The sequence below is a fragment of the Chroococcidiopsis sp. SAG 2025 genome (assembly GCF_032860985.1).
Classification (GTDB): Bacteria; Cyanobacteriota; Cyanobacteriia; order Cyanobacteriales; family Chroococcidiopsidaceae; genus Chroococcidiopsis.
Window position 1 is genome coordinate 142,898 of sequence record NZ_JAOCNC010000001.1, and the last position, 11,185, is coordinate 154,082.

12 protein-coding genes are annotated in these 11,185 nt (G+C 44.2%); 5 read left to right on the forward strand and 7 right to left on the reverse strand.

Annotation, left to right across the window (positions count from 1 at the left end; genetic code table 11):
* Positions 1-31: 31 nt before the first annotated feature.
* Positions 32-1,297 carry an FGGY-family carbohydrate kinase gene (locus tag N4J56_RS00630; RefSeq protein ID WP_410500395.1) on the reverse strand — a complete coding sequence of 422 codons (1,266 nt, stop codon included), beginning with the start codon at positions 1,295-1,297 and terminating at the stop codon, positions 32-34.
* Between the two features lie 164 nt (positions 1,298-1,461).
* On the opposite strand from N4J56_RS00630, the gene psaM reads away from it, so the two are divergent.
* Together psaM and N4J56_RS00640 are read left to right on the forward strand one after the other, a co-directional pair.
* Complete coding sequence (gene psaM / locus N4J56_RS00635) at positions 1,462-1,557, forward strand: photosystem I reaction center subunit XII (protein WP_132866463.1); 96 nt, start codon at positions 1,462-1,464, stop codon at positions 1,555-1,557.
* A gap of 460 nt (positions 1,558-2,017) precedes the next feature.
* The gene (locus N4J56_RS00640; protein WP_317104683.1) at positions 2,018-2,404 is read left to right on the forward strand and encodes a hypothetical protein; all 387 of its coding nucleotides are present in this window, start codon (positions 2,018-2,020) and stop codon (positions 2,402-2,404) included.
* Positions 2,405-2,440: 36 nt separating this feature from the next.
* Here the strand turns inward: N4J56_RS00640 and N4J56_RS00645 are convergent, their stop codons facing one another.
* Positions 2,441-3,166 carry a tetratricopeptide repeat protein gene (locus N4J56_RS00645; RefSeq protein ID WP_317104684.1) on the reverse strand — a complete coding sequence of 242 codons (726 nt, stop codon included), beginning with the start codon at positions 3,164-3,166 and terminating at the stop codon, positions 2,441-2,443.
* Between the two features lie 471 nt (positions 3,167-3,637).
* On the opposite strand from N4J56_RS00645, the gene N4J56_RS00650 reads away from it, so the two are divergent.
* A complete protein-coding gene (locus N4J56_RS00650) occupies positions 3,638-4,102 on the forward strand; it encodes a hypothetical protein (protein ID WP_317104685.1) in 465 nt (154 codons plus the stop codon).
* A gap of 37 nt (positions 4,103-4,139) precedes the next feature.
* Positions 4,140-4,703 carry a glutathione S-transferase family protein gene (locus N4J56_RS00655; protein ID WP_317104686.1) on the forward strand — a complete coding sequence of 188 codons (564 nt, stop codon included), beginning with the start codon at positions 4,140-4,142 and terminating at the stop codon, positions 4,701-4,703.
* A 127-nt stretch (positions 4,704-4,830) separates the two neighbouring features.
* Here the strand turns inward: N4J56_RS00655 and N4J56_RS00660 are convergent, their stop codons facing one another.
* The 5 genes from N4J56_RS00660 to N4J56_RS00680 all read right to left on the reverse strand — a co-directional run bounded on the left by N4J56_RS00660 (position 4,831) and on the right by N4J56_RS00680 (position 9,453).
* Positions 4,831-4,968 (reverse strand): photosystem II reaction center protein K, encoded by a 138-nt coding sequence (locus tag N4J56_RS00660; RefSeq protein WP_039714828.1) that lies wholly within the window; start codon positions 4,966-4,968, stop codon positions 4,831-4,833.
* Positions 4,969-5,184: 216 nt separating this feature from the next.
* Positions 5,185-6,240, reverse strand: coding sequence for a fatty acid desaturase (locus N4J56_RS00665; RefSeq protein ID WP_317104687.1), 1,056 nt, complete (start codon positions 6,238-6,240; stop codon positions 5,185-5,187).
* 186 nt (positions 6,241-6,426) lie between these two features.
* Positions 6,427-6,945 (reverse strand): N-acetyltransferase family protein, encoded by a 519-nt coding sequence (locus N4J56_RS00670; RefSeq protein WP_317110550.1) that lies wholly within the window; start codon positions 6,943-6,945, stop codon positions 6,427-6,429.
* Positions 6,946-7,025: 80 nt separating this feature from the next.
* On the reverse strand, positions 7,026-8,714 hold the full coding sequence (locus N4J56_RS00675; protein WP_317104688.1) for an ABC transporter ATP-binding protein: 1,689 nt from the start codon (positions 8,712-8,714) through the stop codon (positions 7,026-7,028).
* A 517-nt stretch (positions 8,715-9,231) separates the two neighbouring features.
* Entirely contained in the window at positions 9,232-9,453 is a 222-nt protein-coding gene (locus N4J56_RS00680; RefSeq protein ID WP_317104689.1) for a hypothetical protein, read from the reverse strand.
* A 346-nt stretch (positions 9,454-9,799) separates the two neighbouring features.
* On the opposite strand from N4J56_RS00680, the gene N4J56_RS00685 reads away from it, so the two are divergent.
* Complete coding sequence (locus N4J56_RS00685; RefSeq protein WP_317104690.1) at positions 9,800-11,158, forward strand: FAD-dependent oxidoreductase; 1,359 nt, start codon at positions 9,800-9,802, stop codon at positions 11,156-11,158.
* Positions 11,159-11,185 lie beyond the last annotated feature (27 nt).

An 11,185-nucleotide genomic window follows, 5' to 3' on the forward strand; every position in this document is an offset into this window, starting at 1 on the left:
GTTATGGGGGCGATCGCTAGTATTCATTATTTCAGCATGACATCTGTGCTAACAATGCCGTACCATAAGCCGCTTCCGCGTGCGCTGACTGCGCCACAGGCACGCATAAATGTCTAGCTCGAATTTGGCTCCAAACAGCATTTTTCGCCCCGCCTCCAGCCGTATAGATGCATCTCAAGGGAGTTGCTCCGAGCTGCTGCAATAATTGATATCCCCTTGTTTCGATCCGTGCCATACTCTCCAATAATCCGTGTAGAAACTCAACCGGATTTTCTGGACGAGGTTCTAGTCGCGGTGGCAAATGAGGATCGTTAATCGGGAAGCGATCGCCTGCTTTGAGTAAAGGATAGTAATCTAAGGGACTTTCGTAATTAGGGTCGATCTGACCGCTCAGCGTTTCTAACTCTGCATCTGTAAAAAAGTGCCGTAACACAGCTCCACCAGTATTAGAAGCCCCACCAGTCAACCACAAGTCGCCCAGTCGATGGCTGTAAATTCCAAAGCGGGCATCTTCCACCCGCGTTTGACTGAGTAATTTGAGTACCAAGGTCGAACCCAACGACGTAACTGCTTCTCCAGGGGAGTTTGCCCCGCTAGCTAGAAACGCCGCAATACTATCTGTCGTCCCAGCACGTACCACGCAGCCTTGCGGCAACCCAAACCGCGATCGCACCTCTGCCGTCACCTCTCCTACAGGCGCGCCAGGAGTAAGTACCTGGGGCAAATTTGGCAGTGCAGGCAACTTCAACAACCAGTCAGGATAGCACAACCGTTCCACGTCATATCCCAACTTCAGAGCGTTATGATAGTCACTCACTCCTAGCTGTCCGTGTAATAAAAAACCCAACCAGTCAGCTTGGTGTAGGAAATATGTTTCTGTAGGGGCGCACAGCTGTGCGCCCCTACAAGCTTTTTGCCACCACAACAACTTTGCCAAACTGGACGTAGCGCCGATTGCCACATGATGGGGAGGAGCGATCGCGCGTAGTGTTTCCATGACGGCAATGCCGCGATCGTCGTTATAGAGTAGTGGTGTAACGATTGGATTGCCCGTCGCATCACACAGCAAGACGGTGGAAGAAGTCCCATCAATCGCGATCGCCTCTATTTTCTGCCGTAATTCTAAGGGCAGTTGCTCTAGTAAGCAAAACAAGCCTGTCTGCCATTGAGCGGGTGTAGTTGCTAATTCTGCCCCTGTAAAAATATGCTTGGCTTCTGCTAGAGTCTTGCCTGTGGCATCGATCGCCACGGCTCTAGCGCCAGAAGTTCCAAAATCGATTCCCAGAGAAATCATCAGTTGTTAGGGAGTAGGGAGCAGGGAATAGTTATCATGACTACCAACTTTTCAACATTCAACAGAATTTTGTGTAGAGTTGTAACAAGCTATTCCCCTGATGAGGGAATTCATTTGAAATTATGAAACTATCTGGTAAGAATACTTTGTGACTAGGAGGCTTTTTAATGAATATATCAGATACTCAAGTTTACGTTGCTCTCGTAGTAGCGTTACTACCTGGTCTACTAGCTTTTCGGCTAGCTACCGAACTGTATAAGTAGAAATTTAGGTACATTTGTTAACTATGACATTGTGAGGCAGAGACTACTGGTTTGTTTGTTACCTGAACAAACACTCATAGTTCAACTGTTTCCAAGTTGAGTTTTGAGTCAGGGGATCGCTCCTCGACTCAAAACCCAATCTCAAATCATTTAAATCAGTTTGAATCGAGCTTCGATTGCATAACATCTACCAACTAGCAAAACCCCGTTTCGCGATCGCCAGTTGTTCTACAACGATCGGCTGCTGACCTCCGAGCATCCTCCCCGTTGATTTACCGTATATTCACTAGTCTTAATTGTGCAATGGTAAACAGTTTTGGCTACGTTTGCGTAAAACTACGGTTGGGAGCTAGAGCAGAGTGAGAGTAAGGTTTTGGGGATTCTTTGCATCAGAGTAAACAAAAAGCCCAATCCACAGACTATATAAGACTAGTTGTTTAATCGCCCCTTTTGAGCAATTATGAACGCCATTCAACCGTCTAGACCACCTCTACAACCGCAAAAGACTCGCCGCCAGGGTCGCCGTAGAAAAACCGTACAGCGCCAGCAGCGCCATCCCAATCGCACGTTAGTTTTAGAAAACACTGCAAAACTATTTGCTAACTGTGCCATTTCTGCCATAACGCTGTACAGTTTGGTGCAGTTAGCACCTTATCTTTGGTCGCAGCAGCAAAAATCGAAAGCAATTAATACCGAAGTCAAGCAGATAGAACAGCGCGTCGGTCATCTGCGTCAAGATCTCAACCACTACTTCGATCCCCGTCAAAGCTATTCTTTGATGAAAGAGCAAAATAATTTAATTGAACCAGGACAGCGCCAAGTTTACTTCCTCGACAAATCTAGATAGCAATTAGCGACCGGCAATTAGCAGCCAGGATTACCGCTAATTGTCAATCGTTAATAATTGGTTTAACCAAGTTTCGACCTGAGCGTGTAAACGCATAGCGGAATCGGCATTGGAGCTGTTGTGCTGTGGTAGAAGCTCTAAAGCACGGCGATAATCAGATATGCAGCAGTTCCAATCACCCCATAAATGATAAGTCCGACCGCGTTCGGCATAAATATGTCCTTCTAGCTGTCCTAGTAACAGTGCCAGATCGAAACTTTCAATTGCCTCTTCGTAGCGTTCCAAATCGCGCAGAGTAATGCCTCGGTTGAGTAACGCCCGCACGTAGCTAGGATTGAGATCCAGGGCGCGATCGTAGTCAGCCAATGCAGCGAGGAAATTTCCACAGGCGGCGTGGTAGTTAGCTCGATTGTTATAAGCTTTTGCTAAATTCGGATTCAGTTCTAGTGCGCGATCGTAGTCAGCGATCGCCTGTTGGAGTTGACCAGCCTGGAAGTATACCAATCCCCGATTGTTGTAGTCAATTGCATTTCCAGGGCAGCGATAAAGCAGTTGGCTCAACAAGGCGATCGCGTCGGCATAGTTTCCCTGCTGCGATTTCTCCGCAGCACATGCACGTAAGTACGTATCGGATAAGGCTAGTTCCGGTTGCCGTTTACCGTTTCTGGAGGCTATTGGCGACTGATTAGCCATGCCACTACTATTACGCTGATGACGGCATTTCCGATTCTTTTTTTCTGCTTCTAACGATTGGCTTCTCATGATGGTTGCTGGGCTGTTGAGCCACAAGCTCTATAAAATAAACTTATAATTATCTAGACTCTATCTGGTGTATCTTTGTGGCACTTACTTAGGTGTCTTAGCTTAGATTTTGTTATGTCAGGCATTAGTAGCGCCCAAGTCGATGCTCACACTCTATGATTCTCACTTCATACTGGATCATTCATCTTTCCGCAGATAAATTCCAGAAGATTTAGGAATTAGGCATCAGTTACTCAGTGAAAAAAGGGGTGTGGGGTGTGGGGTGTGGGGTGTAGTGGATTGTTAACTGGTCAGGAGTTACTGGTTAGGAGTCACTGGTCACTGGTCAGGAGTCACTGGTCACTGGTCAGGAGTCACTGGTCACTGGTCAGGAGTCACTGATAACTGCTCCCTTTTCTTCAATACGTTCGACAAGTTGATAAAATGCAAGCACGGTGACTGCTGTGTTTGGATTTTTGAGAGAATTTTGTTATGACTACTGCTACTATGTATGCCAACGCGCCCGAGCTATCGCCAGATGACTACGTTGCAATCGGGTTAGCGACTTGCTTTGTGAAGGAAGATGGAGAAGTGCGCGAACTAGAAATTATCGAGCCGATACCCTCTGCTGCTTTAGAAGCGATCGCTAAAGGTATTCCCACATCTTACAAACTGGTTAGCGCTACAACCCTGGGAACGGTTTTAGCTGGCGACAAGTTCCAGATACCTGCTGGTTTTCCCACCTCAGCCCAATTTAGCGACGACTTCGGACAACGGGCGATCGCGGCTGCTCGTACTTTCAAGAGCCGTACTGTTGCCCAGTCTCTCATTCCTCTCGGCGCAACTCGCGAAGATTTTAATTATTCCACAGAACGCAAGCGCGTGTTAAATACGAAACGAGTTGTTAGTAAAGACGATAATGTGAAGCAGCACGCCTATACCCATCAAGTTCTGTGATTGTCGAGTTTTGTAACAGTATTTTAATCTTTCCAACATGCTTAAGCTTTATGGTGGTGCTTTTAGCCGTGCCGCGATCGTTCAATGGTACCTGGAAGAACTAGAAGTTCCCTACGAATTTGTGATGCTGGATATGAAAGCAGGAGAGCATCTCCAGCCAGAATATCTTGCTATCAATCCCTTTGGTAAAGTTCCAGCAATTGTAGACGGAGATGTTCGACTGTGGGAATCTGGTGCAATTCTGGCGTATCTTGCCGACAAATATGAAAAAGCTGAGCTGTCTTTAGAAGAACGCGCTCAGCTGAGCCAATGGATTTTATTTGCTAATGCCACACTAGGACCAGGAATTTTTGTTGAAGCAAACCGCGATCGTGAAATGCCGCGTCTGATGACTACCCTAGATCGAATTCTGGAGCAGCAATCTTATTTGCTCGGTCAACAGTTTAGTGTAGCTGATGTCGCAGTCGGCTCTATCTTAAGTTACATTCCCATCATGCTAAAGCTAGATCTGAGCGAATACTCAGCAGTTGTTAGCTATGCCAAAAGACTCGCCGAACGTCCGGCATTTCAAAAGTCAATTGGCTCTCGCCGTGGTGGATGAAGAAAAGTAGCCTTCAAAGTCTGTCTCATTAAAATTTGTTGAACAATTCATCTGAAAAAAATAGCAGGGTAGACGATGCCTACCCTGCTTCCACGTATTAAGAGTTAGCTCTGCGTTTAGCCCTAGCTTATCTAAAGCCAACAGCCGCTTGCCAAACAAAAGCTAGCAGCAAGAAAAATAGAGGAATCAAGGGCAGAACGTCAACTAGAGGATCTAGGATGGAATATGCTTCCGGTAGTTTTGCTAACAATAATGCGGCTTCCATACTTAAATTTTCCTTCTCAACACAGCTTTCAGAATTGACATGCATCTTAACATGAATCAGTTATCAGTTGTCAGTTATTAGGGAGTAGGGAGCAGAGAGTAGTTAATCATCAACCGTCTTCACGGAGTCGCAGCGTTTACCAACAACTAACAACCGTCACCTGTCTCCTATCTCCTCAGTTCTCCTCAGTTTTGACTTCTGACTTCTGACTTGTCCTTATTTCCTATTCCCTAAACGAAATTCCCGACAAGACTGGTAGCAATTGTCAGGATCGTAGATATGACACTGAGACGTGATTTCCTGCATTAGAGACCAAGAAAAGTTAGATTCCGGGTGTAAATACTCACCCCAGTTTTGTTGTAGGCTGCGATAAGCTTGCCACAGTTTGTAGGAAGGAATTGCAGTCGAAATGTGGTGAGGAATATGGACGCTAATATCGTGGCAGAGAAATTCTACCCATTGGGGATAATTACAATGAATAGTTCCTGACAACTGCGATCGCGCTGCATTCCATTCATGAGGATGATAGAAAGGAATATCTACTGCTGTATGGTGTACCAGAGTAAAAGTACTCATCCAAAAATGATAAACCAACCAAGGTATAAACCAAAATTTGATGACTCCCCAGAAGCCAGTAGTAGCAAAAAGTAGCGGAAATGCGATCGCGGCAAAAACAATGACTAACATTGCCGAAAATCTGACCTGTTCGCGCTGTTTCCCTTCAAATCGAGTCCAGTTAAAGTGTAATGCTCCCCAGTGCAAGGTAGAAGCCATCCACCAGAATTCACCCCGCATCAGTCGATAGCCCCATTGTCCAAGGGAACCTAAACTAGCATAAAACTCTGGTTGAAAAGGTTGCCATGCATTGTCTTCACCTATCTTATTAGTGTGTAAGTGGTGGTGATTGTGTAAGATGCGCCAGCTATGGAAAGGGTAAATTAACGGTAGTAGTAGCGTATGTCCTACTAAATCATTAACCCAACGACGTTTAGCAAACGAACGATGTCCGCAATCGTGGGCAATCACAAAAAAACCGGTCAACGCTGTACCGGTAAAGATCCAAACAAAGGGTAACAAATACCATGGCGCGATCGCTAAACCTACATAACCCACCACAACCATAAAAATATTAATGAATACCTGCGACCATGCTTGCAGGCGATCCCGTTGAAAGCACTCCTTGGGTATGGTTTTGAGGATATATTTGAGACGTATTTCAGTATTGAAGGAACCATAAGTTGGTTGTTGAGGCTGTGGAATCAGTGTAGTCATGAACACCTGTAAGAAACGATACCAATTGCTAACACACCACTAAGTTGATAGCGTGCTGATAGTTTTGCGATCAAACTGCTTCGGAATTATATCAACCTTAAGTATCTTAGAAAAAGGGGCATTTATCATAGATGAAGTCGCGCATTCGCAAGTCAGAAGTCGAAATTAACTGCTCCCTGCTCCCTGCTAAGTGCTCCCTTGCTTCACTGATAACTGAATTTGCTTTCCCATTATGACCAAATCGCGCTCTACACCGTCAAGATTGGCGACCTGGGGTAAATAACCCCAACGCTGAAAGCCAAACGCATCAAATAGTTCTATGCTGGGATGGTTATGGGCAAAAATGAAGCCTAATAGTGTTTTTAACTCCAAGCTGGGGCTTTGCTCGATCGCGTAAGATAGCAATTGTCGTCCCACGCCACAGCGACGATAGCTAGGAGCAACATATATACTCACCTCCGCAGTTGCTTTATAAGCTGGTCGTCCATAAAAAGATTGAAAACTCAGCCAGCCAGCTATAGCTGCATCAATTTCCAATACCCAAATCGGACGCTCCACCGGAGAATGGGCAAAAAACCAATCCGTGCGGCTTTCTACAGATACGGGTTCTAGATCGGCTGTTGCTAATCGGTCGGGAATTGCAGCATTATAAATCGCGACAATTTCTGACAAATCGGCAACCACTGCATCGCGAATCGTTCTCATCACCTTTTCACCCCTCATCCACTTGGGCGCACAACGCTTGCGTTTCCCACTCCCGTACGGGTGGGTTTCCAAACCCACCCCTACCGACTCCCTAATAAAGGTGCAGATGCCAATAGCGTTTGGGTATAAGGATGCTGAGGATTGTTAAAGATAGTTTGAGTAGTATCGATTTCAACAATCTGACCGCTATTCATCACAGCAATGCGATCGCATAAAAATCGAGCTACCCATAAGTCATGGGTAATAAATAAATAAGTTAGATCGAACTCTCGCTTTAATTCCAGCATTAAATCGAGTACCTGAGCTTGGATGCTAGCATCAAGCATACTGACAGGTTCGTCACAAATTATCAGTCGCGGACGAGTAATCAACGCACGGGCGATCGCTACTCGCTGCTGTTGTCCGCCGGATAGTTCGCTAGGATAGCGGCTGTAGTAATTCTCTAGTGGAGTTAGTCCGACTCGCTTCAGCATTGCCATGACCTGCTCTTTTGCTTCCGCAGGATTAGCTATTTGATGAATGAACAAAGGCTCGGCAATATTCTGTCCCACTGTCATTGTTGGATTAAGACAAGCATGGGGGTCTTGAAAGATCATTTGCATCTGTCGGCGAGAAAGGCGTAGATCTTGTCGCGATAAAGTAGTTAAATCCGTGCCTTGCCACTCTACTTTTCCTGATGTAGGGCGAACTAGCTGTAATATTGTCCTAGATAAAGTACTCTTACCACAGCCCGATTCCCCAACTAATCCCAAAATTTCCCCAGGGAAAAGTTCCAAATTTATTCCATCTACAGCCTTAATTGTCTGGTCTTCAGCTTTAAACAACCGCTCGATAAAATTGCGTTCTAAGCTGTAATGCTGTTTAAGATCGGTAATTTTGAGAATTGGGAATTGAGAATTGGGAATTGGGAATTGGGAATTGGGAATTGGTAGTTGCTCCCCTGCTCCCTGCTCCCTGCTCCCTACTCCCTGCTCCCCATGAATATGCAAAGCCGCCTGTAAGAGCGATCGCGTGTATTCGTGTTGGGGTTGCCGAAATACTGTTTGGGAGGAACCAGTTTCGACTAATTCTCCATCGTGCATTACGCCAATGCGATCGCAGTATTCTCCCACCAGTGCCAGATCGTGAGAAATCAATAACAAAGCCATGTCCCGCTCGCGACATAGGCGCATCAGTTCTTTTAAGATTTGCGCCGCTACGGTTACATCTAAACTAGTTGTTGGTTCGTCGGCAATAATTAGTTTGGGATCGAGCATCAACGCTAGGGCGATCGCCACCCGTTGGCGCATTCCACCGCTAAATTCATGCGGGTATTGATGCCAGCGATTTTCGGGAATATTCACGGCGGCGAGAGTAGCGATCGCTTTATCCCTTAGTTCTCGTTCTGAGAGTTGGGGTTGATGCGCCCTTAAAGTTTCCACGCAGTGCTTGCCAATCGTCATCAGCGGATCGAGGCGCGTCATCGGATCTTGAAATACCAGTGCTACTGCTTCCCCGCGAAATTGCCGCATCTGGGTAGGTGTGAAATCTAATACCGATCTATCCTCAAACATCACTTTGCCATTCACACAGCTGGCGGTTGGTAGCAAGCGCATTACAGCCCGCCCTAGAGTCGATTTACCGCAACCTGACTCCCCCACCAGTCCCAGGCGTTCGCCCCGTTGCAGCGTCAGAGAAACTCCGTTGACAGCCCATTGCAGAGTCTCCCTATCTTTTTGGTGTGGATAGGCAACTTTGAGATTGTCGATACAAAGTAGCGCTTGGCTCATATTATCAGTTATCAGTTATCAGTTATCAGCGATCGACGAGCGGGGAGCCAGAAAATTTTAGCTTCTAACTCTTAGCCTCCTATGTAGATTGACTGCAACTAGTGGCAATAAAAGTTATAGCTTCTGCTACCTCTGTTGAGAACATTTATCGGGTATGTAACTATTTGAACTACAGTTAGCTAGAAAAAAAGTTATTTTTTTAACAAAAAGCTAGTCGTAGTCGAGTTAATGCTTAGTTTTTAAATCTATTTTGCACTCACGTAAGATTCCTACTGATGCCCGAAACCAAAAGGTAAATCGCGAATTGCAATCGTAATTAAGAAAAGTACTTGCCCTGCGATCGCCTTCCTGTTAATCTGAAACTATATTAATAATAGAAATATAGTTTCAGATTTTATTTTCATTAATATTACTATTATAAAAATATCCTTATAAATTACTTTACCAAAAGAAACGTTCGTTCTGAATCTAGTTAAAGCAAAATTTAAGATTTGAGTAACAAACTAAGCTGGTAAAACTATTGGCAGTGGACGGGTCGAGAAGGGAGAGATTTGACTGTCGGCAGAAGGCAGAAAACAACGACATGAGAGACGTGACCGTTAGCTAGTAAAGCCTTAAATCTACTTAAAGTGGCTGAACTCAACGGTCTAGTGGCAGCAGTTGCGATTCTCCGCTCCGGCTGCCAGATCGACGGATAATTTACAGCTTGAATTTTTTTCCGCCCAAGCAGCGAACTCACAGGAAATCGATATTCTTTACCCTTGTCTTGTGAGTTGTGTTTGTGTAGCTGCGATCTCAAATCGCTAGTTACTCAAGCAGCGAGTAGCAGAAGTTGAGCCAAGGGCGAGCCGAGCCAGAGTCCTTCCTAAATACCTCGCATGACTATAGTATTCACATTTGGGCGATCGGCTCGCGCTCTCAGAGTGCTTCTAGCATCAAGCCATTCAACAATCAAGCTATTTAACAAATGACCAATGACCAATGACCAATGACAAATAGCAGCATTTTGGTAGAGTGTCGAATATATCTCTATGAATTAACATGAAAGAATAACTATTATGACGAGCGATCGCAACGGCTGACAAATGTTATCAGAGCGAGACAAACAGACAGTGCAATCTGGAAATATTCCTTATGAAGTAGCTGTCATTGGATCTGGTATTTCTGGAACTGCTTTGCTGTATAGCTTAAGTAAGTACACTAATGTAGAGCGGATTCTCTTAGTAGAAAAAGAATCAGAAGTTGGTCTATGCAATTCTCATAAAACAATGAATAGCCAAACGCTTCATTTTGGCGATATAGAAACTAACTATACTCTAGAAAAAGCTCAAAAAGTGAATCGAGCTGCAACCTTAGTCAAAAACTATCTTTTAAGAAACGACACCAGCCAAAAAAGCTATAGCAAGTACCATAAATTAGTCTTAGCTATTGGAGCAAAGCAAGTTCAAGAACTGCGAGATAGATACAGAGAGTTTCAATCGTTATTTCCGCAATTAAAATTAATTCAAAAACCAGAAATAGAGGCAATTGAACCTAATGTTATTAAAGATAGAAAGCCCGACGAAGAAATTATAGCTTTATATTCTGAAGCTGGTTATACAGTAGATTTTCAGGCATTGTCTCGCTCGTTTTTGCAAAACTCAATTAAAACTGAAAAAACAATTGACATTATGATGTCAACAAAAGTTAAGTTTCTCAAAAAAGTGCAAGATTTATACTATATACAAACCGATCGAGGAACATTTTCGGCGAAAACTGTGGCTTTTGCCACTGGAGCATATAGTCTTTTATTTGCCAAAACCCTAGGTTATGGAAAAGATTATGCCCTTTTGAACGTAGCTGGAAATTTTTATTTCTCACCAGGTGTTTTAAATGGCAAAGTATACACCGTACAAATGAAAAAAATTCCCTTTGCTGCTATTCATGGAGATCCGGAAGTGCATGACCAAAGCCTGACTAGGTTTGGTCCCCCTGCCAAAGTCACTTTACTATTAGAGAATCGCAAATATGCTACTGTTTTAGACTATTTTAAAACAGCAGGATTCAGTATCAATGCTATTATAAGTTTCTTAAATATACTATCAGATACAACCATTTTCAAATATATTTTGAGGAATTTAATTTACGATCTACCGTTAGTCGGTAAAAGACTATTTTTACGAGAAGCACGTAAGATTGTTCCGTCTTTACAACTGAGCGAATTACAATTTGCTGAAGGTTATGGCGGAATTAGACCCCAAATTGTTAATACAAAAACTAAGCACCTTGAAATGGGGGAAGCCAAAATAGTTGGAGAAAATATTTTGTTTAATATAACTCCCTCTCCTGGTGCTTCTACTTGCTTGCAAAATGCCGAATACGACACTGAAAAAATTGTCGCTTTTTTAGGATCGCAATATACATTTAATAAGCAACAGTTCTGGAAAGATTTAGGAGATGAGTAAGGATACCAGAAAGCAGGGAGCAGGGAG